This is a genomic window from Parabacteroides massiliensis (assembly GCF_900155425.1).
Classification (GTDB): domain Bacteria; phylum Bacteroidota; class Bacteroidia; order Bacteroidales; family Tannerellaceae; genus Parabacteroides; species Parabacteroides massiliensis.
Map to the genome: position 1 here is coordinate 1 of NZ_LT700200.1, position 1405 is coordinate 1405.

The following is a 1405-nucleotide window of genomic DNA, read 5'->3' on the forward strand; positions in this document are numbered from 1 at the left end:
TGCGTTTTAGCGGTAATATTAATTCAAAAACAAAAGAAAGATGGCGGATAAGAATTTCATGTACGGCATCGGTGCCGTGAAATATAAGGATTTTGTCGTGGGCTATATCGAGAAAGGCTCCTTTGACCTGGGCGGCCAGAAACCTGAGGCGGCGAAAATCGAGGCGGAACAGGTGCCCGGTGCCCCGGTGCTGGTCATAGCCCAGTCGAACGGCAGCATAGCGCCGACGTTCAATGTGATCCAGATGGACTTTGATAACCTGCACAAACTGCTTGGTGGCAGCCTGCATTATAAGAAAGAAGATTCGGAAAAGAAAACTCCGATCGGCTGGACGGCCCCCTCGACCGCGATGGTGATGCAGGGCCCCTGGGAACTTGCCCTTGTGTCCGGGAAGAGCATCCTGATGCCCAATGCGACACTGCTCTCCAATTTGGGCGGCAAGCTGACCCTGACAGAAACGGCGAAGATCGAGTGTACGTTGGAGGTGGCAATGCCGGAGGACGGTTCACAGCCTTACGGTGTGTTCGATACGGAATCCATTCCCAGTGAGTGGGAACAGTACAAGCTGCCGGCAGCGGAAGAGGCGACGGCACAAATCCAGACTGGGGAGGGTTAGCGTATGGATGACCGGTTGGAGCAGCTGGTGGAAATGGAATGTGCGGACGCGTTGCTGGACGGTGGCGTGTCCGTTCCTCTTAAAAGGTGTCGCATTCCTTTTAAGAAGTGTCCCTTGGAACTGCGTGTGACGATGAAGCGTCCCCGGCTTCGGGGCCAGATACTGCTGGCAAGAGAGTATCTGAAACTGGGTGTGTCACCCGGCTGGAAGGTGAAGAACAAGGCGGAGGAGATGGCCTTTATTGCAAAGCACGGGAAAGGTATAAGCCGGATGCTGGCCTATACGGTGTGCCGGGGCTACGTGGCGCGGCACATGGGCATCGGGCTGACGGCCTGGGTGCTGCGGAGCTTTGTGGAGTGGCGTTACCTGATGGCTATGTTTCGGATGTTTGAGCGACTGATGGGTACGAAGGATTTTATGCGTATTATCAGGTCGGTGGATCGGGCGAACCCGATGAAGCCGAGGCTGAGCCAGGTGGGGAGGGGGAGTTAAGGACCCGTTATGAGGGTTCCCATAGCCCCTTCGGATTTATATGGCAGATTGCATCGGCGACCGGCTGGAGCGTGGATTACATCCTTGACGGGGTGAATTACCAGACGCTGATCATGATGCTGAGTGACGCGCCCCGGTATGTGAGGCGGAAGAAAGGCGGCGGTGAAGGCAGCCGGAGAACGGACCGTAGCGCGGAGGACGAGGCGGACGATATTGTAGGATTTTTTCAAAGCAGACTGGAATGAAACCTGTAGAAGTTGAATTTTTGATGAAGGACGGCCTTACGCCCGGCATGGA

General features: G+C 55.4%; 3 protein-coding genes. All 3 read left to right on the forward strand.

Going from position 1 to position 1405, the window contains the following annotated elements; all coding sequences use genetic code 11:
• The first annotated feature begins 58 nt into the window (after positions 1-58).
• Genes BQ9893_RS20880 through BQ9893_RS20890 form a run of 3 tightly spaced genes read left to right on the forward strand, consistent with a single transcriptional unit; the run spans position 59 to position 1353 of the window.
• Positions 59-616, forward strand: coding sequence for a hypothetical protein (locus BQ9893_RS20880; protein WP_036658822.1), 558 nt, complete (start codon positions 59-61; stop codon positions 614-616).
• Positions 617-619: 3 nt separating this feature from the next.
• A complete protein-coding gene (locus tag BQ9893_RS20885; protein ID WP_005647401.1) occupies positions 620-1108 on the forward strand; it encodes a hypothetical protein in 489 nt (162 codons plus the stop codon).
• Between the two features lie 38 nt (positions 1109-1146).
• A complete protein-coding gene (locus BQ9893_RS20890; RefSeq protein ID WP_036658774.1) occupies positions 1147-1353 on the forward strand; it encodes a hypothetical protein in 207 nt (68 codons plus the stop codon).
• The last annotated feature ends 52 nt before the right edge of the window (positions 1354-1405 follow it).